Source organism: Parapedobacter soli (assembly GCF_025460835.1).
Lineage (GTDB): Bacteria > Bacteroidota > Bacteroidia > Sphingobacteriales > Sphingobacteriaceae > Parapedobacter > Parapedobacter soli.
This window is the reverse complement of record NZ_JAMXAY010000006.1, coordinates 13,510-37,969: the sequence shown is the minus strand read 5'-3', so window position 1 is coordinate 37,969 and position 24,460 is coordinate 13,510. Positions and strand designations below refer to the sequence as shown.

The window sequence follows — 24,460 nt, the reverse complement described above, 5'->3', positions numbered from 1 at the left end:
CGTGAATTGATCGATTATATAACTAATTAATTAACTCCTTATACATGAAAAGAATGAAGCCTAAAAATTGTTTGTCAGGTCTCGGATCTATCATCTGGGGCCTGTTGTTGGTGTGCTTAGGCCAACCACTTTTGGCAGAAGACACCCCATCCCAGGACCGTGTTATCAATGGCAGCGTTACCAATGTGGCCGGCGAGCCGCTTGCAGGTGCCACCGTAGCGGTTAAAGATCAGACTATCAGCGGAACAAGTACCAATCAGGAAGGTAGGTATTCCTTGTCCGTACCTGACGGCGCGGTCTTGGTATTCTCTATGATGGGATATGAGAGCCAAGAGCTGGCCGTGGGAGATAAGTTGGTCTTGGACGTGACGCTGTTAGCTACCTCCCAACAAGTTGACGAGGTCACCGTGGTGGCGTTCGGGAAACAGAAAAAAGGAAGTATTGTCTCCGCCATAACCACAATTCGGCCCGAGGAACTTCGCATCCCGTCGAGCAACCTAACCACGACCCTTGCCGGGAGACTGGCAGGCCTGATATCTTATCAACAAAGTGGTGCACCGGGAGACGATAACGCCCGCTTTTTCATCCGAGGAATTACCACTTTCGGGTCAGGTGTCCCCGACCCGCTTATTCTAATAGACAACGTGGAACTGACTTCGCGTGACCTAGCCAATCTGAACCCGGACGACATTGCCAGTTTCTCTATTCTAAAAGATGCAACGGCAACGGCGTTGTATGGTGCCAAGGCGGCGAATGGGATCGTCCTTGTCACGACCAAGGAAGGGCGAGAAAGCAAATTGAACATAAACGTGCGGCATGAAAGGTCTGTTTCATCACCTACACGAAAATTTGAAATGTCCGATCCGGTTACTTTCATGGAATTGAATAACGAAGCAGTAGCGACGAGAGATCCTTTAATGCACCGCCCTTACACCTTGGAAAAAATAGATAAGACCAGAAGCGGTGCCAACCCTTATGTTTACCCTTCCGTAAATTGGCTGAAGTTGATGACCAAGGACCAAGCTTTGAACGATCGAACCAGTATCAATTTATCCGGCGGGGGTAAGATAGCCACTTATTATATTGCGGGAACCATGACCAACGATCAAGGAATTCTCAACGTCCCTAAGAGTAACGGGTTTGACAATAATATAAGTTTAAAAAAATACGGCATCCGTTCGAACATAAACGTAAACTTGACTCCCACTACCTTAGCTAAGATAAAGGTCAGCGCACAGTTTGATAACTACCGAGGCCCGATACCGTCGGGCGATGACGTTTACAAGAGCAGCTTAAACGCGAATGGTGCGTTATTTCCTGCGATTTACGAACCAGATGTAGCGTTTTCTTCGGCAAACCATATATTATTTGGAAACGTAGGCAATGATGCACCGCAGTATTACAATCCCTATGCTGACTTACTTAGGGGATACCGCGACAGCCGCTCATCCACCGTTCTTGCGATTTTGGAATTAACACAGAAATTAGATGTCGTGACACCGGGTTTGGATTTTAGATTTTTGATAAATTCGTCTACAAAATCTGATTTCTCAATAACCCGTTCTTACAACCCTTTATATTACGAAGTCAATCTTTATAACCGGCAGCTTGACCAATACTCGTTACGGGAAATAAATCCCGCGTCTGGTCGCCAAACACTGGATCTGGAAGGAACTTGGACAGACGCAAGAAACCTGGTGTATATGGAAGGCGCCCTCAATTACAACAGAGTCCTTAACAGTAAACATGCATTGGGTGGCGTTTTGGTCTATACCCAGAAAGAGGAATTGTCGGGCTCTGCAACAGACTTTCAGTCATCACTTCCTTTCCGAAACGTAGGCCTCGCGGGTCGGTTTACCTACGGCTTTGCAGAACGATACAACCTGAACCTGAGCTTTGGCTACAACGGATCGGAGCGATTCAGCAATAGGCACAGATACGGCTTCTTCCCATCGGCGGGCATAGGTTGGAATGTCTCGAACGAGAAATTCTGGGAGAAATCCAAAATCAGTAATGTTGTGACCAAACTCATGTTGAGAGGTTCTTATGGAATCGTGGGGAATGATCGAATTGGAGATGAGACCGAACGCTTTTTCTATCTATCGGATGTAAGCCTGAACGGAAGCTCGGCCGGCCGGTTCGGAACAAACTTTATTGAAAGTACCCCTACCACCCGCATCAACAGATATAGCAATGATGAGATCACCTGGGAAAAGGCTTACAAATCCGATGCGGGGATTGAAATCGGATTGTTCCATAATATTGATATAAGGCTAGACCTTTACCATCAAAAGCGGACAGATATTTTGATGCCGCGAGCGGATATTCCGACGACGATGGGGCTGACATATACGCCCAAATCGAACGTAGGTATAGCCTCCAACAAGGGTTTTGACTTATCGACCGATTATAATTTCGTGGCGAATGACCGGTTTTGGGCAACTGTGCGGGCTAACCTAACCTACTCCACGAGTAAATACCTGAATTATGAGGAACCAAACTATCCCGATGCGCCCTGGCTCTCCCATAAAGGTCAACCCATTGGTATGCAGTTGGGATACGTAGCTGAACGGCTTTTTGTCGATGATCTGGAAGTGCGGAATTCACCCACACAGATGTTTCCCGGCCTGCCGGTAAAAGGCGGGGATATCAAATACGTGGATTTGAATAAGGATGGTGTCATTAATTTTTATGACCAGACCTTTATCGGGTTTCCGACTACCCCCGAAATTATATATGGGTTTGGGGGTTCGTTTGGATATCGGAACTTTGACGTCTCTTTTTTCTTCCAAGGATCGGCACGGTCGAGTTTTTGGATTGATTACAATGCCATGTCTCCCTTTAAGGAAGAAACCATCGAGGGTGCGAGAGGCAATACAGCACTTTCACAATTCATAGCAGACGACCACTGGTCTGAAGACAACCGGAATTTATACGCCACCTGGCCCCGTCTAGCAGCCACTACCAATCTGGTAGGGAGTAATAACGGTCAGCTAAATACTTGGTTTTTGAGAAATGGTGGGTTCTTGCGGCTAAAGTCGGCTGAACTGGGTTATACCATCCCCGAGCGGCTTATTCCATGGAAGACCCGGGTTTATTGCAGCGGCCTGAACCTGCTTACGTTTTCTACGTTTAAATTGTGGGATGTCGAAATGGGAGGGAATGCACTCAATTACCCCATACAGCGTGTCATCAATTTTGGCATTAACATAAACATATAATCTCTAACGTTATGAAAAAAATATTTGTCATAATCGGCTCCGTCCTAGTGATGTCCTGTACGCAATACTTGGATGTAGTACCCGATAACGTTACGACCATAGCGGATGCGTTTCAAAATAGAAATTACACAAAAAACTACCTTTACACCTGTTATAGTTATTTGCCAGAGGTAGCTAATCCAGACCAAAATCCTGCTTTAGTTGCAGGAGACGAGATATTTTATGACAACCAAGCGGTTCGGGTAAAATATTCTGGAAATGTAAACCCGCAAAAAATAGCAAGCGGTCAGCAGAATAGTACTTCTCCCTATTCGAACTATTGGGACGGACAATCTGGCGGCCGTAATTTATGGGAAGCGATCCGCACCTGCAATACATTTTTGGAATATGTTGATACCCCTACCGACTTGGAAGAAGGCGAAAAAAGACGTTGGATAGCGGAAGTGACATTTCTTAAAGCCTATTATCATTATTATCTTTTCCAATTGTATGGTCCGATCCCCATCATGGACGCTAACTTATCCCTAAACGCAAGCACGGAAGAAGTGAGGGTCCATCGAGAACCGGTCGATGAGGTGGTGAATTATATTGTGCGTACAATCGACGAATCGATGGAAGATTTACCCAATAATATTACCAGTACGATTAATGAGATGGGGCGGATAACAAAGCCTATCGCTTTAGCACTAAAGGCTAAAGTGTTGACACTGGCTGCCAGCCCGCTTTTTAACGGGAATCCCGATGTAATACATTTAACGGATAACCGAGGCATTCAACTCTTTCCCGACGAGAGCGCGGATAAATGGACCAGTGCAAAAGTAGCAATTAAGGCAGCCATTGATGCTGCGCATCAGTATTCGAATGCAGAATTGTACCGTTACCAAGATGATAACTTACTGAGCCGGCAAGATTTTGCTGAACCCATACTGCAGGCGCTCAATAGCAGACAAGTAGTTACTGAAAAGTGGAATTCGGAAATAATTTGGGGAAGTACCGAGTCAACCAGACAAATTCAAATAAATGCCGCCGCGAAATTGACAACATCGGAGCGAAGAAACGGGAGCTTCGCACAATTTCACAGCCCCACTATGCGGATTGCAGAGCAATTTTATTCGAGCAACGGGGTGCCGATCGACGAAGATAGGGATTGGGTTGAAAACGGATGGTACGGCAACCGGCACACAAGTAAGTTAGCAACGCCTGAAGACAACCATCAACATTATCTAAAAACAAACGATTATTCCCCCTTGTTGCATTTCAACAGAGAAGCAAGGTTTTATGGAACCTTAGGGTTTCATAACGGTCTATGGGAAAGAGCGGACGAAGCGCCATACATTTTGAATGGATTGGTAAGCGGAAATGCCGGTCCTTACCAAAACGAAGATTTCTCGCCGACGGGATACTATTCAAAAAAACTGGTTAGTATCTATACCAAACCTGAGGAACCTTATGGAATAATAACCGAACAATACTCGTTCCCACGTATCCGCTTGGCTGACTTGTATCTTCTTTACGCCGAGGTGCTTAACGAGGAGGGTGCAACAGAAGCGGAGGTGTTTGAGTATGTCGACAAGGTGAGAGAAAGGGCTGGGCTAAAAGGGGTGGTCGAATCGTGGTCCAATCATTCCATAAATCCCGCCAAATTCACTTCCCAGCAAGGTAGAAGGGAAATCATCCATCAAGAACGTTTGATTGAATTCGCCCTTGAAGGAGAACGGTATTGGGATTTGCGCCGATGGAAGAAATTAAGCGATCAAATGAACAACCCAATATGGCGCTGGAGCATTTATGAGGAGAGCGTAACCGACTATTTTAGTAGAATAGCTTTAGAATTCAGGACATTTCAGCCTCGAGATTACTTCTGGCCCATACGGTTAAGTTCTATAGATGTCAACAATAATTTAGTGCAAAATCCCGGATGGTAAACCAATTAATTTCTCAAACGCGATCAATAATACATTAGTTATGAAGATATTTTCAGAAAAACCCCAAGATATCGGGCGATTGATCCTTTACGGATGTGTTAGCATTGTAGTGAGCCTATTGTTTTCTTGTGGAAGCGAACTCGATATGAGAGAGCTCAGTGCAGGTGATAATGAAGCTCCTTCGAACCCTCAAGTAATTGAAGTAATGAATCTCCCTGGAAGCGTGACCATTTCCTGTTCACCCCCGGACGAGCAAGACGTTCTCTATTTGATGGCGGAGATCACACTGAATGGAGTCCGAAAGACGGTGAAAACATCATTTTATGATTCCAAGCTCCATATCGACGGGTTTCCGCATGCGGGAGATTTCGATGTGGTTATCAAGGCTGTGGATAGAAATGAAAACATGTCCAGTGGCATCACGGTGAACGTCTCGCCCACCACACCATCTTACATATTAGCGGCAAAAAGTATTTCAATGGTGCCGACGTTCTCCGGTGTGTATGTGACCTGGGAGGAAAATGCCATGAAAGACGATTTGATATTACAGCTACTGGGTTATAACGAGCATAATGAAGTCGTCGTATTGGATGACTACTATACGGACTTTGAAGCTGGGAGTTTTCTTTCTACCGACCCCTCGTATGGTTATGATGAGCGGCCGTTCGGGCTGGCCATACAAAATCGCTGGGGGCACGCTTCCGATACCACATGGTTGACTCTCGCTCCAAAGTTTGACGAACAATTGGACCATAAACTTATGTCGCCAGTCAGAGATTGGGCAATGCCAAATACGACCGATATTGCAGAAGGGCCTTGCGTAGACGTGGGGCCGAACTTCAGAAACCCGCAGACCCAGTTTAGCCATCTTTTCGACGGAAACATTAACACCTATTATGAAACCGGCGACGGCGTACCTCCGTTTACGTTTACGTTCGACCTCGGCGTTATGGCCAATTTAAGTCGGTTTAGGTATTATCAACGACGAGGACCTGAATTTTCATTCCTGCATAACACCATAAAAAGATGGAGAGTCTATGGCTCCCTAACGAAGGAACCTTGTATCGACGACCCGGCTTGGAAACTCTTAGGCACTTATGAGATGACTAGGCCTTCCGGAGAAAGTGTAACGACACAGGGGGACATAGATGCTTCACAGGCGGGCTTAGATTATTTTATCGATATAGAAGCAACGGATACCCCCGTGAGATATATCCGATTCGCGATTGACGAAAATTGGTCTCAAGGTACCATGGCTCACTTTGGTGAACTTATGCTTTGGGGAGTTATAGTTGACTAATAAAAAGATCAAAATGAGATATATATATTTAAGTGCGCTTTTGATACTCGGATTCGTCGTATCATGCACAAAGATGGAAGAAAATTTCAAACGCTATTTGGAAAGGGAAAAAACCATTTTTGCCGGAAAGGTGGATAGTGTTTCGGTAAGAACAGGGTACAACCGTATTCAGTTCGATATTTCGGTTAGTGTACAGAATCTCGACGCGGTGCGTATTTACTGGAATGATTTTTCGGATTCGACAGATGTTCGTCTCGATAGCCAAACGGGCGTTTTTTCCAAAATATTGGGTGACCTCCCGGAAAAAGACTACGTTTTTCAGCTCGTTACCATCGATCAACACGGTAACAGATCTTTGCCCTTTAGTGTTCCAGGTAAAGTTTATGGTAATCAATACCTGGCTGTTCGTACGGTGAGGCCGATCCAGACCGTAGAACTGATAGACGAATACAATGTTAGGATCATATGGAATGGAGTGGTAAATGACGGGTATTTTTGTGATATAAGTTATTTAGACCCTGATGGCGACGAAAAGGTTTTACGGGTTTCAATGTCCGAAACGGAAACAGAAATTAACGGAATCGACATCCGATCAGGGTTTAGTTACACCACCATCTATATGCCCCAACAAAATTCGATAGACGAATTTGCATCGGCCGATGTAAAGGTCCAACCAAGGATAGCGTTCCAACTTAAAAAAGACACCTGGGCATTGGTCCGACTTCCCACCGACGTTCCTGGCGACTGCTTCGGAGGGAGTATTAGCAACCTTTGGAATGACCGAACCAACGATTATTACCATAGTGGTTGTACGGGGGGGCTAGATGATCTTATCCCCCATCATTTTACAATAGATTTAGGTGTGGAAGTCAATTTGGCTGACGTTCAATTGCACCCTAGAGAGGGATGTTGCCAAGGACGGAACCCTAAGCAATTCCAAATTTGGGGAATCTCGGACCTAACGGGAGCGGAAACGACGTTAAGCTCAAACGATCCGAATTGGGAGCAAGAAATGGTAGAAAAAGGTTGGGTAAAATTGTTGGATCATGAAACCCCTACTAGTTGGAACGGATCCGATCAAGCTTATCGTACCGAGATCACTGACAATAGCAAGGTTCGATATATCCGCTACCGGATCATCAACAACTGGAACGGTGAGCCTTACGCCGCGTTGTCCGAGATGACGCTGTGGTACCAGTAACTGTTTACGATATGTAAAAAAGTTTAGAACAACGGGGGCTTCTCCAGGGGTGGATGGATACCAGAAAGTTAACCATTCAACTAACCGATCACCCCGGGGAGCTGATTATAAAATCATCAGGTTGGAGTCCCCAATTCTAAAGAGGTCGGTTGGATTATTTTATTCAAATAATACGGACGTTACGAGTTAAAATGCACATAGGTGTAAAATCCGCAAGTTTTGCGTTGTTGTTCATCCAGGCAGCCCTGTTGGGTTGCACGACTGGGACCGGCCACCTCGACAATGAGCCCGCTCCCTATGGTCCAACACCATCTGCCGCCCAGCTGAACTGGCATGAACTGGAGATGTATTGCCTGATCCATTTCACCCCCACTACCTTCCAGAATAAGGAATGGGGTTTCGGGGATGCACCGGCAAATCTGTTCAATCCGGTTAACTTCGATGCGGACCAGATCGCGGCGGCGGCAAAATCGGCAGGTTTCAACGGGTTGGTGTCTGTAGCCAAACACCACGATGGCTACTGCCTGTGGCCCACCACGACCACGGATTACAACATTTCCAATAGCCCATGGCGGGGTGGCGAGGGCGATATGGTCAAGGAGTTTGAGGAAGCCACCCGCAAACAAGGGATGCAGTTCGGCGTGTATGTGTCGGCGTGGGACCGCAACTATCCCGACTACGGTTCGGAAGTGTATGCGGATGCCTACCGTGAACAATTGCGTGAGCTATACAGCGGGTACGGGGCGTTGTTCATCAGCTGGCATGACGGTGCCAACGGCGGCGATGGGTATTACGGCGGCGCGAACGAGACCCGCAAGATTGACCGCACGACCTATTACGAGTGGGAAGGGAAGACCTGGCCCATTACCCGCCAGATGCAGCCAACAGCCGTTATTTTTAGCGATATTGGCCCCGATGTACGCTGGGTGGGCAATGAGAGCGGTGTGGCACCCGAGACCTCGTGGTCGACGTTTACACCCGTGGGACCGGATGGCGGCAAGGCCGGTGTCGGCCATGTGGATCTCCGTTTCCAGGAAAGCGGCCAGCGTGACGGTAATTTTTGGATTCCAGCGGAGTGTGATGTACCCCTCCGGCCGGGTTGGTTCTACCACCCCGAGCAAGACCAGCAGGTGAAAACGCCCGATGAGTTGTTTAACTTGTATCTCCAAAGTGTGGGACGCGGTGGGGCCTTCAACCTAGGCTTGGCGCCCATGCCAGAGGGTATACTGCATCCTAATGATGTTGCCGCCCTGAAAGGCTTCAGCAACAAAGTAAAGCAGACGTTTGCAACGAACCTGGCGGAAGGCGCCGGGTTCGCCGCTTCCAATATCCGGGACGGGCAATCGCGCCACTTCGGTCCGGAGAACCTGCTGGACGACGACCGGTATTCCTATTGGGCGACCGATGACGGGGTTACGTCGCCGGAACTGGTCATTGACTTAAAAGGTGAACCGACCTTCGACATCATCCGCCTGCGGGAGAATATCAAGCTTGGCCAGCGCCTCGACTCGGTGTGGGTAGATGTATGGGCAGAAGAGACGTGGCAGCCTCTGGCTTCGGCTACCAGCATCGGGTCGAGCCGGCTTATCCAGCTGGATGAGCCTATCCGCGCCAGCCGCCTGCGGTTGCGCCTCTTCGCTCCGGTGGCGGTGGCATTGAGCGATTTCGGCCTGTTCAAAGAAGCCGAAGTGGTTCATGAAACGGTACAGGCGGAGCGGAACGTGCTCGACCGCTCGGCGTGGACGTTGGTTTCAAGCGGTGTGCAAGGCGGCGACCCTGCGCGGGCAATGGACGGCGATGAGACGACGTTTTGGCTAACGGACGAAACTGACCTGCCTGCCGAAATAATCATCGATCTGGGCGCGACACAGGCCGTGACGGGTTTTTCCTACCTGCCGCGGCAGGATGGTGGCAAGGAAGGGCTGGTGAGCCGGTATGTTCTGGCGTACAGCACAGATGGAAGCGATTGGCAACAGGCCTCGGAAGGCGAGTTTTCCAATATCGCGGCCAACCCGATTGCACAGGAAATCCGGTTAGACCAGCCGGTACTAGCACGGTACCTGCGGCTAACGGCCGTTGCCCTGGCGGGTGCGGATGGAGGTCCTTCGGTGATTTCCATTGCTGAGTTTGATGTTTTTGGTAACTGATTGTTGGAATACATCTGCTTATAAAACAATATAAACATGGTTTCTTTTAAAAGACTCCCTTTCTTGTTTTTTTTGGCCTGGAGCCTCAATCTTTCTGGCCAGCAATCCGATGTGGAAATCGCTAATAACCACCTGGCTATCCGATTCGATGCCGCGTCAAAAGCCTTTAGCGTGCACGACAGACGTGACAATGTGACCATCTTAACGGATGCCACGTTCGTGCCCGACGGGTGGGAATCCGGGTATATGACGGTTACCTGGAAGAAAGTGCCGCTTGCTGACGGAGCGGGAATACGGTTGGAGCTGTATTACAACAGCACCCAGAAGGACCTGCCTGAATACCGCCTTGCCTTCGAACTGGCGGACAATGATCCGACCGTCATCATGAAAACCGGGCTTAAGAACACCGTGCCCTACGATGTGCGTTATATGAACGCAGCCATTATTTCCAACGCTGCGCTTTTTCCGGGGGCCACCCTCACCGATATAAAGACGCTGGACAGCCCTGCTGGTTTCGACATACCGGCCGTGCAGGGGGATGCTACCCGCCATTCGCACAATGCCATGCTGTTCACCGGCTTGGTGGACGGCCAGCGCCGTACGGTGGTATGGGGTGGCTTACGCTATGAAAACTACTATGTATCCACGGAATACCGATCGGGAGAAAAGGGCAGGACCATCACGTTGCGGATGCAGGACCCGGTCGGGCGTAAAATCGCCATGGATGAAGAATGGTGGGCACCGGATACGTATTATTTAAACGCGGGTGTCTCCAACCCTTTCCTGGCCATGGAAGGCTACGGACTGGCGCTCCGGGAAGCCAACCATGCGGATCCCAATGCGTACAGCTTTCCCACACTTTGCGGCTGGTCGGTAGCGGCGCTGAGCGGCGGAAAGAACATCAACAATGCCGTGGAGCTGGTCAACGAACTGGATGACGCCAACACAGTCGGCCTGACCCGATACACGCCGATCGCCGTCCGCCTGGAGCCCGACACCTACTGGCAGCAGGACGGCGGCAATACGGTAGGTGGCTGGTGGGATGACGAGCACGTGCGTAAATACGGCTTTCTGACCGCCCCTTATGACACCTACGCGAAATGGGCCGCAGCGGTAAGGGAACGTAACGGCATCCCGTTTACCTACTACCAGCCGGGCATGCCGTCCGATGATTTCGCGAAAGCCCATCCCCATTGGATGCTGCACAACGACATCAGCCAGCTGCATGTCCACCACCGGCACCACCAGCCCTTGGTGCGGTACGATTATACCGACACCGGGTTCAGGGCGTATGTGCTGGATATGTGGAAGCGCATGCGCAGGGATGGCGTGATTGGCATCAAGTTCGACTACCCGGAAACCCTTTGGAACTATGGTGGTTTTGACGATGGGCTTGCCTCAACCACTTCGGTATACCGGGGGGTGTTCCAGCTGGCCCGGCAGGGCCTGGGCCCGGAAGCCTGGTTGCATGAACGGCACCTGGGGGAAAGCGGCCGCCCCATCACCGATGTGACCGCCGGCATTGTGGACCTCCAGCGCACCGCCGGTGACGACAACAGATTCCTTTCCGAGTATGTGACCACGGCAGGCCTGCGCTGGTACAAACACCGCTCCGTATTCCTATATTATCCGGATGGTAAGGCTTTGCATATCTATACCCCGGAGGTGCGGAAGTCCCTGCTCACCCTGCTGGCCCTGACAAGTGGCCGGCTGGAGCTATCCACGCGGTTCGGCATGCTGACGCCGGAAATGGTACATGAGATCTCGCGCACATACCCCGCTTATGACGGCATCAAAAGCCCGCGCCCCCTCGACGCGTTTACGCACCCTTCGCACCCGCAGATTTATGACCTGCCCCTTACCGAAGACTGGCACCAGGTCGCGCTCTTCAATGGCGGGGAGAACGCCACTGCCATTACGCTTCACTTAGGGAAGCCGATGGTAGCGGGGGGGATGGAGCTGGATCCCGATGCCCACTATTATGTCTATGATTTCTGGAATGACAGATTGATCGGTAAGCTTGCGGGCTCCGCCCGATTTGACACCTACGTTGAACCCATGGAACATGCGTTGTATTCCGTACGGAAAGTGGAAGCCAACCCGCAGCTCATTTCCACCAACCGGCACATCCTCCAGGGGTGGATGGATACCAAAGACGTAACCTGGAAGAAGAAAACGCTTTCGGGCAAAGCGTCCGTTACCGGTGGGGAAGCCTTTAAAATCGTAATTGCCACCAACGGCAGAAAAATAGCGAAAGCAACGGCCGAAGGGGGGACCATCCAACTAACGGATCACCCTGCGGGAGCGGATTATAAAACCATCACGTTGGAGTCTCCCGATTCAAAAGAGGTCGGGTGGGCCGTTGTATTTAACTAGTGTGCCTTTTTGATGTTATGGAGACCGGAATTCGAACCCATTAAACCAATCGTAAGATCATGGTATATCCCAGTAACTATTGCCTATTAAGTTTGTGGCTGCTCCTGTATCGGCGAATGTAATTCCGATGCTTTAGGGATAAATCTTGACACCGGAAATTTATGGCTGGGCGGGGGGATTCTTTAGAAATGATTACTAAATTAGGTGAAAAAATTGAACATGTGCATTGGAAAGATTTACCGGCTGAGTATATTGAAAAAAAGAGGAAAAATATTTGGTTGTGGAATGTCTTTGATTCCCTTAGGAACTGGCGTTGTTGGCATCGATAAGATATACCATGAACTAGTAAGGATTGGATTTGATGGCTATAGCACATTGGAAGTGGCTGGTGAACGTGCGGTGAGGGGAAGTTTCGAGTATCTGAAGAAATTAGAGATGCCATAGCAACATAGCAGATGAAAAGACAACAGCAGGATTTTAAGAAGATATATACCCCGGACCGGTGCGACCCCCTGATTCAGGCGGCAAGCACAGGACAGCTTTGTATGAAAGGCCTCCGCAGGTATGATTACCCGGGAGTGGATTTGCCCGATTTCGTTTTGCCCGGCGTTTGCAGTATGGGTTATTGGGATGCCAAAACCGCGCAGGACTGGGGTTGGACTGGCACAGGAATGAAGGAGTGGAGTTTACATTTTTAGAATTTGGAAACTTATATTTTTCTACTAAAAAAGAGCAATTTAATCTTGAGCCGGGGAGCCTTACCATCACGAGACCGTGGCAGCCTCATAAGGTGGGGAATCCGAACGTTACAATAGGAAAGTTGCATTGGCTGATTATTGATGTTGGTGTTACCCAGCCGCATCAAAGTTGGGACTGGCCTGATTGGATTATTCTATCTAAGGAAGACATTGATTGCCTGACCAAGATGTTGAGGCAGAACGATGTTCAGGTATGGAATTCGGATAGGAAACTGCGAGAATGCTTTATGGAAATAGGAAAGTGTTTGAATGATGTTGAGCAGGAGATCCCGCAGTCAAAGCTTAACATTTTGATCAACAACCTTTTGTTGGAAATACTTTGTCTCTTTAAAAGAGGGCATGTGGAATTGGATGAGTCACTTATTGAACATTTAAGGACAGTAAGGCTCTTTCTGGACTACTTGCAAACTAGTTTTGATAAATACTGGAGTTTAGAAAGTATGGCTGAATATTGCGGCCTTGGAAAGACCAGTTTATCAAAATACTGCAGACAATTGACCAACATGTCTCCTATAAACTATTTGATAAAGGTTAGATTGGAGGCAGCGGCTGAATTATTAAGTAAACAAGATATCGTCAACGTTACCAAAGTTTGTTACGACTGCGGCTTTTCAAGCTTCCAGTATTTTGCAACAGTTTTTAAAACGTACTTTCGTTGCACCCCAACTGGGTACATGAATATTTCATCAGGAAAGGAGCTGATAGGCGGTGCCGTTTAAGAAAAGATAGTCCTACCCCTACGGACGGATCTTCGATAGGCTACGCAAAACGCTGCCCGGCGTACCCCAACGGCGAACCGTAGCGGGCAACGTGTTTACACCGGCCGAGCAATACTTCCTATGATACCCGTATATATCTTGGAAAAAAGGCCGAAAGACGGCACTTTACCGAGGAGTATACGACAAACCTACGGGAAAAACGCATATTCGGAGAGGCAAAGGATAGCTCGAGAACCGGAACGGGGTCGTGCTGGAGACCGCTTCGGGTCGGCTTCGGTGGTGAGTTTGTACTCCATGCTGCCTTGTACTGCGCTTAGACTGGCGGCGCCAAACGGAGTCCAGTCTGAGCGCAATATAAACCCGGTCGAAGTCCAAACCAGGTACCCAAGCCATCCCGAAGGCGATCCGGTAAGAAGAGGGAGCGCGAGGCGTCCATTAGCCGATCGGGATTGGTTCAAATGTAGCAGGTCATTGGTCCGGCAGTTGTTCGGCAACGCTTCGGGAAAATGCCGAAGCGTTGCCGAAGGTTTCTCGAAGGCCAGTCGAACACTTGTCGAAGCGCTCTCGAAGGATTGTCGAACAAGTCTCGAACAGCAGTCGAACAGCAGTCGAACAACTGTCGAAGAGTACAGACCCTAACAAAAACCTTTTGATTGCTTTATTGAACGGTGTTTTCAGGGGGGCATAAGGAAATCGTCGGTCTGGAATACAACAAAAACGAGCATGCGGGCAACACCGAAAAAATCGGCGGGGTCATTTTCGATCTTACCTGCACGGCCAGCAACGGTGAGCAGTTTATCGGCTGCTACACCAATGGTTTGATGGGCGTGAGAATCACCAGAACGAAGCAATTGTTGTCAATGCAGAGGGAGAAGACCGCTCAGCCCGATCTGCCAGATTTTGGATACCTATAAAAAAAGAGGCTTTTCCATTATTTCCGTCACGGATCACGATTGGAATTATCCGAATGCAAGGGTAAAGTGGGGTGAGGTCCCTCGGGATAGGGCGAGCCCATATCCGATAGATCCAAGGCCGGATAATTTCCCTGCAAATCCAACGTGGCCGTGGACGGATTACGGAGCGCGTACGCCAGCGGCGATGGACTTGGTGGGTATACAGGGTAATGAATTGACATTCAGGATCATATCAATAGCTACTTCTCCGATTATGGCGTTTGGTATGAGCGCACTGGAAATGGAGCTCCGTATGAAGGGATTGTCGACGAAAACGGGAACATTGTCACGGAAGACGATCAACTCCATGATATCCGCGAAAAAAATGGCCTTGCATTCTTGAATCACCCCGGCATTTCCAATGACAAAGGATGGTGGGATCGAAAATCGTTAGATTGGTATGTTGAGTGTTACAAATTACATGGGAGCGACTATTTGATTGGAATTGAGGTAACGAATGCTCCGCCAAATGATGGCGAAGAACTATTTCAGGAGGGGTTGTGGGATCAGCTGTTAGCCAGATTTATGCCAAATAGGCCGATTTGGGGTTTTGGAACGGATGATATGCACAGACTCGATGATGCTGTTGACAGTTTTACGGTGTTCATGTTAGACAGTCCTACGGAAGAATCAGTTCGGCAAGCCATGTTAGATGGGCAGTTTTATTTTTGTAAATCCAGTAAACGAATTAATCTTCAGGAAGACGATGTAAGCTGCTTTCCTAAAATTGATCGTATAATTGTTGATTGTGAACAGCATACCATAAGGGTTGTTGCTTCTAATTATGATGAAATAAAATGGATATCGGCACCTGAGAATCTTTCGCCAATTGAAGACTATCGAACAAGTGACCGCCCGTGGGAATTGGGTGTTGTAGTCGGCGCGCAGGATACGATAGCTACTCGAAGTCATCCATCCATAAAAAAGTACGTCAGGGCAGAGTTGATACGTATGGAGGGTGGCGTTGTTTACCGCACGTTTACGAATCCTTTTGGGCTACCAGGTTAGTTGGTTTTATCGGATGGATAGATTTCCTTGCTGTCAGTATGTTGATCGGATGGCAGGGCCGTTTACACGCTTGCATATGAACGACAATTTATCTAAGTTTGTGTGTTATGGAACGAATTGTATTGGAAGTCAGAGAGAATACTGCCAAAAAATGGCAACACGTAGCGCCGAAGGCGAAGCAACGGATTTATGAGGAGGTTGACCGTTTTCTGAATGTGATTCTTGAGAAACAACCTGATGATTTGTGGCCTTTTCTGGAAAAATTGCGTGCTGATGCCGACAGAAAAGGGTTCAATGACGCCATCCTCGATGAAATAGTGAATGACGGATAAGGTTTTCGTTGTGGATGCCAATGTGCTAGTAAGCGCGGCTTTGTCTCCCTATTCGACCAACGCCGATGCTTTAAAAAAAGCGCTATCTCTTGGCAAGATCGTATATTCGCGGGCTACGTGGACAGAATTCCTAGAAGTGTTGTTTCGAAAGAAGTTTGACCGGTATTTTACGGTAGCAGCTCGCCGGCAAATAGCTGACAGGTTTATCGTCCACTTCGAAAATCGCGAAACAACAGAAGCCATTCAAGCCTGCCGTGACCCTAACGATGATAAATATTTGGAATTAGCTGTGTCTGCTGGCGCATCGGCAATTATCACGGGTGACAAAGACTTACTTATATTACATCCTTTCAGAAACATCTCTATTTTGTCGGCTGCTGATTTTTTGATACAATTTTAATGATGCAATAAGACCAGGTTTAAACCATGGATAGAAGAACGTTTATTACCAGCGCTTCATTAGGCGCCTTAGCCATTGGCCGCTTTCCCTCTTCCGGCAACAATGCGAAGGTCATTCAGCGGGATTTTTCGTTGACCGGGCCACGGTTTCGCTATACCGTACCGGGGCTTGCCCGTCCGGGCAACGTGCTCTTCATCTCGGATACCCACCTCTGGCGGACCGATGAACGGGAAGATGCTTACCGCCAGTATAGTGATCGGATGGCTGGCGCGTATAACCAGACGCAGCATGTGATAACCCACGAACATACCACCCCGGAGGAATCATTCGAGGCGAGCTTGGCCTATGGCCGCGAGAAGGGGGTAGATCTCGTCGTACTAGGGGGCGATATCTTCAGTTTCCCCTCCGAGGCGGCCATTGAATGGACCGTTGCCCGGTTGGAGGCTGCAGGGTTGCCTTATGTATATACGGCGGGCAACCACGATTGGCACTATGAGGGGATGGCGAGCCCGGTTGCCGAATTGCGGGAGAAATGGTCCGCACGACGCCTTCGCCCGCTCTATCGGGGTGATGACCCGTTGATGAGCTATCGGGATGTCAACGGTGTCCGCTTTATTGTGCTGGATAATTCGACGTATGAAATCACACCCGAGCAGCTGGAGTTTTTCCGAATCCACGTCCGATCGGGCGGACCCTGTTTCCTTGTGGTCCACATCCCGCTGTATACGCCTGGCCGGCCGGTCAGCTTTGGCTGCGGGCATCCCGAATGGGGGGCGGCGAGCGACCGCAACCATGAAATCGAACGCCGCGAGCGCTGGCCCGAGGGCGGCCACACGTCCACGACCCTGGCTTTCCACGAGGCCGTCTTTGATACCCCCAATTTGCTGGGCATCCTTGCCGGACATACCCATACTGCTTCGCTCGACCTTTTCCGGGGTATCCCGCAGGTGGTTGCGTCTCCCAATGCTTCGGGTGGGTATATTCATTTGGAGTTGGTGTAAGGAACTTGGTAATCGGTGGTTGTGCGTTGATTTTGACTCAACAGCGGAATTGGCGTTGCGGCAGCGGCTTTGAGTTTTTGGGAGATGATTCGTAACTTACCCTACATTGCCTTGAGGTTATCGACATTACACAGTTAAATCATAAACAGTTAAATCATGAACATTCGTAAGAAACAACCATCGTTAATCGCCATGCTGGCGGTATCTGTCTGCGTGCTGGCAGCCTGTACGGAACAACCGAAACCATTCAAACTCGTGCTGCTGCCCGATACGCAGGTCTATTCCCATTCTTACCCCGAGATATTCCGTGCGCAGACGGAGTGGATTGCGGAGAACGCCGATAGCATCGCGTTCGTGCTGCACCAGGGCGACATCACGGACCACAATTCGGAGGCGGAGTGGCAGAATGCGTCGGCGGCACTGGCCGTGATGGATGGCAAAGTGCCGTATACCTTTGTACCGGGCAACCACGACCTCGGTCCGAAAGGGAGCGCCAGCGAACGGGATGCGACGTATTTGAACACGTACCTCCCGTACGATAAATATAGCAAAACGCCCAATTTCGGCGGTGCGTTTGAGCGGGGAAGTATGGAGAATACGTACCATACCTTCCATGCCGGCGGACTGGATTGGCTGATCCTGTCGCTCGAATTCGGTACCCGTAACGGCGTGTTGCAATGGGCTGGAGAGGTCATCGAGGCACATCCGGACCACAAGGTGATCATCAATACCCACGATTATATGTATTCGGACGATACGCGTATGAACATCGACAGCGGCCACTCCTGGGTGCCGCAGCACTACGGTGTGGGAAAGGATACGGGCGATGACGCGGTCAACGACGGGGAGATGATGTGGCAGAAGCTGGTGAGCCAGTACGGCAATATTTTGATGACGTTCAGTGGCCACGTGCTCCACGACGGCACAGGCAGGCTGGCCAGCACTGGCGTACACGGTAACACGGTGTACCAGATGCTTGGCAATTACCAATCGGGAGTGGAGGGTTCGGAAAACGGGGGCAATGGCTTCTTGCGCATCGTCACTATCGACCCCGGTGCGAAGACGATATCCGTGAAGGCGTATTCACCGTATATAGACGCCTACAAGACCGCTGCCGACCAGCAGTTTGCTTTTGAAGGCGTGCAGTTCTGAATCATTTCTTTTGCCGCTGTGCCCGGTACTGTACTGGCGACACGCCCATGAGCTGCTTGAAGATGCGTGAAAAGAAATACTGGTCTCCGTATCCTACCGCATGTGCCACTTCTTTGATCCGATATTTTTCATTGTAGAGCAGCTGGCACGCACGCTGCATTTTCATTTGGATGAAATAGTCCATGGGCGACATGCCCGTGGATTTACGGAATAGCGACGAAAAATGAGACGCCGAGAGGTTGTGGATGGCTGCGAAGTTGTCCACGGTCAGCCGGTTTTCGATATTGGCGCGCATGTATTGGGTCGTTTTCGTAATGAAATCGGGTTCGGCCTCCGACTTCATGTGCTTTTCGGGATAAAAAAAGGTAGCCAGGAAATGGTACAGGCAGAGGTTGGCATTGCAGAGGTTATCTCTACTGTATCCCAGTTCAAGGCTTTCGTACATGTTTTCCCATATCGCCAGTGCCTTTTCGTTGAAGACGATGTCTATCGGTCCGTTTTCTTTATTGATATTCAATGACTTGTTGAAGGTGTCCATGTCCCGGCCGGAATAATGCACCCAATAGATAGTCCAGGGGTCGTCCTTATCGGCACCATAGCGCATGTATTCGGTACAGGCGGGAACATGGAAAAACTGGTTTGGCCGGATGATGTATCGCCGATTGCCGATTTCAAACCAGCCTTTCCCGTTGAGGCAATAAATGAGGATATTATCCGGGCAGCCATTTTGGCGTTCGCGGTAATGGAAGGATGCATTGGGAAAATAGCCGATATGGGTGATAAAAAGCTGGCTCAACAGCGGATTGTCCACCGACGCATTCCGGTAGACACTGGGTGGCAGGCTAATCAGCTTTTCGCCGTCAAATCCGTCTTTTATTTTCGGGCTTTCCATGAGTAATTGGCGTTTGGACATTTCTGAGTGACCATGGTTCACAGCTTGACTCAGTCAAATGTACGGAAAATCCACGGATAATCGGCTGTCTGCGGCACCCTTACAGCAAGCTCACAGCACCTAGGCAACCAGCGGCAACGTATGGATAGGATGCTATTCGGAGCCGTCCTGGCTACCGGCGCCCGGCTCGGGCTCTTCATCAAAGAGCGGTAATTCCTTGATAATCCCGTACCAAGTGATAATTTTCTTGATGTCTGAGCTGTACACGCGGCCTTCGTCGTGCCCTGGCGCTACCTCCCGGAAAAATTCGCGCAACGTCTTTCCGTCTGACTTGCTATCGGGCACGTCACCCTTTGCTTTCATGCGCTCCAGGATGTCCAAGAGTTTCATATCCTCGTCATCACCATAAATGGTGATGTCTTCTAAGGTAGCCATCTTGGTGGTAGCTAGATTGACGACGGACTTTATCTTCTGCTCATCAAGGGTTTCCAGGACGAAGCCGCTTTTGTTCTGGTCAACTAGTTTAAACAAGCCGGGCTTGCCTGTAACCGATACCAGCGCTTTTAAATTCATGATACAGTATCCTCCTCGATGATATCGACGCCCAATATCTTATCGCCCTGTCGGATTTCGTCGATTACATCGATGTTTTCAACGACTTTGCCGAAGCAGGTGTGGTTCCTGTCGAGGTGCGCCGTATTGTTACGGCTGTGGCAGATGAAAAACTGCGAACCACCCGTGTCGCGGCCACGGTGAGCCATGGAAAGTACGCCCCGGTCGTGGTATTGGTTATCGCCATCCAATTCACATTTGATGGAATAGCCCGGCCCGCCGGCACCGGTACCCGTAGGATCGCCACCCTGGATGACGAAATCGGGGATAACACGGTGAAATGTTACGCCATCGTAATAACCCGACTTAGCCAGCTTCAAAAAGTTAGCCACCGTACCCGGGGCATCCGCATCGTAAAATTGAACCGTCAGGTCACCTTTTTCGGTTTTGATAATCGCTTTGCTCATCTTTTTATTTTTGGACCGCAAACTTAGGAAAGCATGTTAATAAAAACAAGTTTGGCAGGCTCTTTATGTGCTTCAGGAAAAGCTGCCCGGGTTTTGAAACCTGCCGAACTTTGGCTATGTTTGGGTGCCGATATAATAAACTTACATTTTTTTATACCTATGGATAATCTATCGCGTGTTTCCATCAAAGCCTGGGCGGAAGCAGACCGGCCCAGGGAGAAATTATTGGAGCGGGGGCGGCGTGCACTTTCCGATGCTGAGTTGTTGGCGATACTCATCGGCAGCGGCTCGCGCGATGAGTCGGCAGTGGAGCTCTGCCGGCGTATCCTGTACGACCAGGGGAACGACCTCAATGAGCTGTCGCGGCTTTCAGTGGCCGAGCTCTGCCGCTATAAGGGTGTCGGTGAAGCCAAGGCAATCAGCATCGTTGCCGCACTCGAGCTTGGCAGACGCCGTAAGGAACAAAAGGAAGAAGAGCGCCCGGTTCTCAACAGTAGCAAGCGGGTCTACGACCATATCGCCCATTTGTACTATGATCTGCCCTACGAAGAGTTTTGGGTGTTGTACCTTAGTGGCGGATGCAAGCTTATTGCCAAGCAATTGATAGGGAAGGGAGGTAACGATTTTACCCCGGTAGATGTCAAGCAGGTACTGCGCCTAGCATTGGAATACAGGGCTACGTCGATCGTCCTTACACATAATCATCCGTCGGGGTCGCTCAAACCCAGCACCATGGATGTCCAGTTGACCAAGAAGCTGGCGGAAGCCGGCAAACTGTTTGATCTTTCCATCAATGACCATCTCATTTTTACCGATGCCGGTTATTACAGCTTCCGCGATGATGGGTTGCTGTGATATTTTGATCCGGTGTCGCATTCCAGCGAATTTGAGAAACAAGAAAAAAAATCTAAGTTTGCACAAATTCCGAAATCAGGATGAACATATCATATAGTTGGCTCAAAGACTTTATACAGACCGACCGCACACCGGAGGAGCTATCGGCGATTCTTACGGACATCGGGCTCGAGGTAGAAGCACTGGATGTAGTACAACGCATACCCGGAGGGCTGGAAGGGTTGGTGGTCGGTGAAGTGAAAACGTGCGAACAGCACCCCAACGCTGATCGCCTGAAGGTAACCACGGTGGATGTCGGAGCTGGAGAGCCGTTGCATATTGTCTGCGGAGCACCCAATGTGGCTGCAGGCCAACGGGTGGTGGTGGCTACCGTGGGTACCACAGTATATCCGATTAGTGGCGACCCGTTCAAAATCAATAAATCGAAAATACGTGGTGAGGTTTCAGAAGGGATGATTTGCGGCGAAGACGAAGTGGGCCTCGGGACGGCGCACGACGGTATTATGGTGCTGGCTGATGATGCCCCCATAGGTACGTCGGCCAAAACGTATTTCGGGTTGGAAGACGATTATGTTTTTGAAATAGGCCTAACCCCGAACCGCTCGGATGCCGCATCGCATTTGGGGGTGGCCCGGGATGTGGCAGCTTTCTTTCGCAGCCGTTACCGTATGCCGGACGTATCCGCTTTCGCGGAAGGGGAGGAGCCGCCGATCCCCGTTACGGTGGAAAATGCAGACGCCTGCCCGAGGTATACGTCGGCGACCATTAGCGGCGTACAGGTGGGCGAATCACCCCAGTGGCTCCGGGAGCGGCTGCAAGCCATTGGTGTGCGCCCGATAAACAATGTCGTTGACGTAACGAATTATGTGCTCCATGAATTGGGGCAGCCGCTGCACGCATTCGACGCCGATCAATTGGCAGGGGGCCGGGTGACTGTCCGGCAAGCCAAGCCTGATGAGCCGTTCATTACCCTGGATGGCGTGGAACGCAAGTTGCATACGGAGGATCTGATGATCTGTGACGCTGAAAAGCCGTTGTGTATCGCAGGTGTGTTCGGTGGGCTTCATTCGGGTGTAACGGAGGGCACTACCCGCGTATTTTTAGAGAGCGCTTATTTCAACCCGGTGTCGGTCCGCAAAACATCAAAGCGGCACGCATTGAAAACCGATGCGTCCTTCAGGTTCGAGCGCGGTACCGATCCCGACATAACCGTGGTGGCGTTGAAAAGGGCTGCATTGCTGATTGCAGAGCTGACGGGCGGAAAGATAGTTACCGCCGTGTCTGATATATACCCCAAGCCCATCCAGCCATTTACGTTCGGTGTAAGATATGCCGAAGTATGCCGGCTCGTCGGAAAGACCATACCCGATGGCGAGATCAGAACGATTATCGAGGCATTGGGTATCAAGGTGGTAGATGAAGTTGACGGCGTATTGACCGTTGAGGTACCACCTTATAAGGTGGATGTGACACGCGAAGTTGATATCATCGAAGAGGTGCTCCGTATCTACGGCTATAACAACGTCGAAATCGGCAATGAAATCCGGGCTTCCCTCAATACATCGACCAAACCTGATAAAGAAGTGGTGCAGAACCAGGTCGCTGATCTCCTGATTGGTAATGGGTTCAGAGAAATCTTATCCAACTCGTTGACCAGGCTGGATTATGTCGATGACCCGGCGGTGGCGGTACGTATCCTGAACCCGCTGAGCACCGATTTGGACACGATGCGGCAGAACCTGCTGTTTTCCATGTTGGAAGCCGTTGCCTACAATCAGAAACGTAAGCACCCCGACTTGAAGTTCTTCGAATTCGGCACAACATACCGCGTTGATGGCGATGGGTACAACGAGCGGCAACACCTTGCACTGGCGGTAACGGGGAGCCGTTTGCCCCAACAGTGGAACCATGCAGCTAAGCAGACCTCTTTTTACGATATTAAAGCAGCGGTCGACGGTATTTTAGGGCGGCTCAATGTCTTAGGCTGGCAGGAAGCCGATGCACCGGAGGCGCATTTTGCTTACGGGGTAAGCTATGAGCGGGGCGGAAAGGTGCTGGTGTCGTTCGGTGCGGTCGATCAAAAGGCCCTCTCGAAAGCCGATGTTTCGGGCGACGTATATTATGCAGATTTCGACTGGGAGGCTATTCTCAGAGCCATACGTAAAAATAAGATTACCTTCAGTGGGATAGCTAAGTATCCGGCTGTGCGGCGTGATCTTTCACTCTTGATTGATGCTGACGTAACCTTCAGCACACTCAAACGGATTGCCGAGCGTACCGAGCGTAAACTACTTAAAGGCATTTCTGTGTTTGATGTCTATAAGGGAGACAAATTGCCTGAAGGTAAGAAATCGTACGCGCTGCATTTTGTGCTGCAAGATGAAGAGGGAACCCTAAATGACAAACAAATTGATGCCATTGTTAAGAAATTAATTGCTAATTTTGAAAAAGAAGCGGGAGCAGAGGTGCGGAGCTGAGTTGGAAGCTAGGTTTAGCAAATAAGCAAATAGCAAAGAGACAACAGCAAAGAGACAACAATGTCATCATTAGTCGAACAATTGGCAGGGGTGGTGCAGAATACGCGTAGATTATTGGATTTATGCGAGTCTCTGCGGGCGGAGAATGATTTGTTGAAACTAGAAGTACAGTCGTTGAAAGTAGCGGTGGATACCGGTACCGACAAGAATAAGCAACTGGAAGAGAAAGTGAAAGCCCTTGCGGTGGCCCGTTCGTTGGACGATGTGGAGGTGGATCAGGCTGGTATAAATGAAAAAATACTTGACACAAAACAAAAAATTAACGATTTTGTGCGAGAAATAGATAAGTGTATCGAGTTGCTCAGGTAACGTGCGATGCGTGAAGTGTAGTGAATTAGCTCAAACATGGGAGAAATTTCCATAAAAATAAACATCGCAGACCGGATTTACCCCTTGCGGGTGGATATGGCCGAAGAGGAGGTGATCCGGCGAGCGGCAAAATTGATAAACGACAGGATTAAAGAATTTCAGGAAAATTACGCTGTAAGAGATAAGCAGGATTTACTATCGATGTGTGTGCTCCATTATGCCACTGGTATGCTGAAAGCTGAACGGAAGACAAGCGCAGATGGAGCGGGGATCGCGAAAGCGGTGGATGAATTGGATGGCATGTTGACTGAATTTTTTAACAAATAACGTTCTTATTAATAGAATAGAGCTTTAA

Annotated in this window: 24 protein-coding genes; 21 read left to right on the top strand and 3 right to left on the bottom strand. The window is 49.5% G+C overall.

Translation table 11 applies throughout. The features are described from left to right. Positions 1-53: 53 nt before the first annotated feature. The 17 genes from NGM62_RS04315 (at position 54) to NGM62_RS04235 (ending at position 18,493) form a co-directional block, all read left to right on the top strand. Positions 54-3,221 carry a SusC/RagA family TonB-linked outer membrane protein gene (locus NGM62_RS04315; protein ID WP_262246046.1) on the top strand — a complete coding sequence of 1,056 codons (3,168 nt, stop codon included), beginning with the start codon at positions 54-56 and terminating at the stop codon, positions 3,219-3,221. 11 nt (positions 3,222-3,232) lie between these two features. Beyond that, positions 3,233-5,146 (top strand): RagB/SusD family nutrient uptake outer membrane protein, encoded by a 1,914-nt coding sequence (locus tag NGM62_RS04310; RefSeq protein ID WP_262246045.1) that lies wholly within the window; start codon positions 3,233-3,235, stop codon positions 5,144-5,146. Between the two features lie 40 nt (positions 5,147-5,186). Further along, on the top strand, positions 5,187-6,446 hold the full coding sequence (locus NGM62_RS04305; RefSeq protein ID WP_262246043.1) for a DUF5000 domain-containing lipoprotein: 1,260 nt from the start codon (positions 5,187-5,189) through the stop codon (positions 6,444-6,446). A 73-nt stretch (positions 6,447-6,519) separates the two neighbouring features. Then, positions 6,520-7,647 carry a DUF4998 domain-containing protein gene (locus NGM62_RS04300; RefSeq protein ID WP_262246042.1) on the top strand — a complete coding sequence of 376 codons (1,128 nt, stop codon included), beginning with the start codon at positions 6,520-6,522 and terminating at the stop codon, positions 7,645-7,647. Between the two features lie 191 nt (positions 7,648-7,838). Next, a complete protein-coding gene (locus NGM62_RS04295) occupies positions 7,839-9,794 on the top strand; it encodes an alpha-L-fucosidase (RefSeq protein WP_262246041.1) in 1,956 nt (651 codons plus the stop codon). A 36-nt stretch (positions 9,795-9,830) separates the two neighbouring features. Further along, positions 9,831-12,170, top strand: a complete 2,340-nt coding sequence (locus NGM62_RS04290; RefSeq protein WP_262246039.1) for a hypothetical protein — start codon at positions 9,831-9,833, stop codon at positions 12,168-12,170. Positions 12,171-12,455: 285 nt separating this feature from the next. Next, positions 12,456-12,614 carry a sugar phosphate isomerase/epimerase gene (locus NGM62_RS04285; protein WP_262246037.1) on the top strand — a complete coding sequence of 53 codons (159 nt, stop codon included), beginning with the start codon at positions 12,456-12,458 and terminating at the stop codon, positions 12,612-12,614. A gap of 11 nt (positions 12,615-12,625) precedes the next feature. Beyond that, positions 12,626-12,868 (top strand): hypothetical protein, encoded by a 243-nt coding sequence (locus tag NGM62_RS04280; protein ID WP_262246035.1) that lies wholly within the window; start codon positions 12,626-12,628, stop codon positions 12,866-12,868. After that, the gene (locus NGM62_RS04275; protein ID WP_262246033.1) at positions 12,850-13,647 is read left to right on the top strand and encodes a helix-turn-helix transcriptional regulator; all 798 of its coding nucleotides are present in this window, start codon (positions 12,850-12,852) and stop codon (positions 13,645-13,647) included. Before NGM62_RS04280 ends, NGM62_RS04275 begins: the two co-directional genes overlap by 19 nt. Before the next feature lie 120 nt (positions 13,648-13,767). Next, a complete protein-coding gene (locus NGM62_RS04270) occupies positions 13,768-14,286 on the top strand; it encodes a hypothetical protein (protein WP_262246031.1) in 519 nt (172 codons plus the stop codon). A 29-nt stretch (positions 14,287-14,315) separates the two neighbouring features. Next, the gene (locus NGM62_RS04265; protein WP_262246029.1) at positions 14,316-14,561 is read left to right on the top strand and encodes an Rpn family recombination-promoting nuclease/putative transposase; all 246 of its coding nucleotides are present in this window, start codon (positions 14,316-14,318) and stop codon (positions 14,559-14,561) included. Then, positions 14,548-14,943 (top strand): hypothetical protein, encoded by a 396-nt coding sequence (locus tag NGM62_RS04260; protein ID WP_262246027.1) that lies wholly within the window; start codon positions 14,548-14,550, stop codon positions 14,941-14,943. Before NGM62_RS04265 ends, NGM62_RS04260 begins: the two co-directional genes overlap by 14 nt. Further along, entirely contained in the window at positions 14,940-15,608 is a 669-nt protein-coding gene (locus NGM62_RS04255) for a hypothetical protein (RefSeq protein WP_262246025.1), read from the top strand. The genes NGM62_RS04260 and NGM62_RS04255 overlap by 4 nt, the downstream gene beginning before the upstream one ends. A 107-nt stretch (positions 15,609-15,715) precedes the next feature. Then, on the top strand, positions 15,716-15,940 hold the full coding sequence (locus NGM62_RS04250) for a hypothetical protein (RefSeq protein ID WP_262246023.1): 225 nt from the start codon (positions 15,716-15,718) through the stop codon (positions 15,938-15,940). Continuing rightward, positions 15,930-16,340, top strand: coding sequence for a putative toxin-antitoxin system toxin component, PIN family (locus NGM62_RS04245; RefSeq protein ID WP_262246020.1), 411 nt, complete (start codon positions 15,930-15,932; stop codon positions 16,338-16,340). The genes NGM62_RS04250 and NGM62_RS04245 overlap by 11 nt, the downstream gene beginning before the upstream one ends. Positions 16,341-16,366: 26 nt before the next feature. Then, a complete protein-coding gene (locus tag NGM62_RS04240; protein WP_262246019.1) occupies positions 16,367-17,341 on the top strand; it encodes a metallophosphoesterase family protein in 975 nt (324 codons plus the stop codon). A gap of 156 nt (positions 17,342-17,497) precedes the next feature. Beyond that, positions 17,498-18,493, top strand: a complete 996-nt coding sequence (locus NGM62_RS04235; protein WP_262246018.1) for a metallophosphoesterase — start codon at positions 17,498-17,500, stop codon at positions 18,491-18,493. Between the two features lies 1 nt (position 18,494). Here the strand turns inward: NGM62_RS04235 and NGM62_RS04230 are convergent, their stop codons facing one another. The 3 genes from NGM62_RS04230 to NGM62_RS04220 form a co-directional block, all read right to left on the bottom strand. Then, positions 18,495-19,385, bottom strand: a complete 891-nt coding sequence (locus NGM62_RS04230; protein ID WP_262246016.1) for an AraC family transcriptional regulator — start codon at positions 19,383-19,385, stop codon at positions 18,495-18,497. Between the two features lie 153 nt (positions 19,386-19,538). Beyond that, a complete protein-coding gene (locus NGM62_RS04225; RefSeq protein WP_262246015.1) occupies positions 19,539-19,958 on the bottom strand; it encodes a DUF5606 family protein in 420 nt (139 codons plus the stop codon). Beyond that, the gene (locus tag NGM62_RS04220; RefSeq protein WP_262246013.1) at positions 19,955-20,404 is read right to left on the bottom strand and encodes a peptidylprolyl isomerase; all 450 of its coding nucleotides are present in this window, start codon (positions 20,402-20,404) and stop codon (positions 19,955-19,957) included. Before NGM62_RS04220 ends, NGM62_RS04225 begins: the two co-directional genes overlap by 4 nt. Positions 20,405-20,563: 159 nt before the next feature. Here NGM62_RS04220 and radC point away from each other — a divergent pair, with 159 nt between their 5' ends. From radC to NGM62_RS04200, 4 genes are all read left to right on the top strand, one after another. Next, positions 20,564-21,259 carry a RadC family protein gene (gene radC / locus NGM62_RS04215; protein ID WP_262246012.1) on the top strand — a complete coding sequence of 232 codons (696 nt, stop codon included), beginning with the start codon at positions 20,564-20,566 and terminating at the stop codon, positions 21,257-21,259. 80 nt (positions 21,260-21,339) lie between these two features. Further along, positions 21,340-23,736, top strand: coding sequence for a phenylalanine--tRNA ligase subunit beta (gene pheT / locus NGM62_RS04210; RefSeq protein ID WP_262246011.1), 2,397 nt, complete (start codon positions 21,340-21,342; stop codon positions 23,734-23,736). 60 nt (positions 23,737-23,796) lie between these two features. After that, the gene (locus NGM62_RS04205; protein WP_262246010.1) at positions 23,797-24,105 is read left to right on the top strand and encodes a hypothetical protein; all 309 of its coding nucleotides are present in this window, start codon (positions 23,797-23,799) and stop codon (positions 24,103-24,105) included. A gap of 36 nt (positions 24,106-24,141) precedes the next feature. Continuing rightward, entirely contained in the window at positions 24,142-24,432 is a 291-nt protein-coding gene (locus NGM62_RS04200) for a cell division protein ZapA (RefSeq protein ID WP_262246009.1), read from the top strand. Positions 24,433-24,460 lie beyond the last annotated feature (28 nt).